The organism is Shinella sp. M31, from assembly GCF_049199205.1.
Lineage (GTDB): Bacteria > Pseudomonadota > Alphaproteobacteria > Rhizobiales > Rhizobiaceae > Shinella.
The window spans coordinates 1-272 of sequence record NZ_JBLZPH010000189.1; the positions used below are offsets into that span (position 1 = coordinate 1).

1 pseudogene is annotated in these 272 nt (G+C 66.5%); it reads left to right on the forward strand.

Features of this window, described 5'->3' with window-relative positions:
* Window positions 1-272, forward strand: a pseudogene (locus ACOZKU_RS27695) (metalloprotease); the annotation flags it as partial.

Consider the following 272-nt stretch of genomic DNA (forward strand, 5'->3'; position numbering starts at 1 on the left):
CTTCACGGCTGTTGATCCCGACAGCGACCAGAGCCTCGACTTCCTCTCGAGCCACCCGAACGCGCCGCAGCGCGTGGAGCTGGCGCGGCTGCATGCCCGCGCCTTCGGGGCGGAAGGCACGATCGGCGACCGCGGCCGCGACTATTATATCGCCGGCATCGACGGCTTGCTCTACGGCGACGCCCCGGAAGAAGGTTACGTACGCGGTCAGACCTTCATGCACGGCAAGCTCGGCATCCGCTTCGACGTGCCCAACGGCTTCCAGATCGACA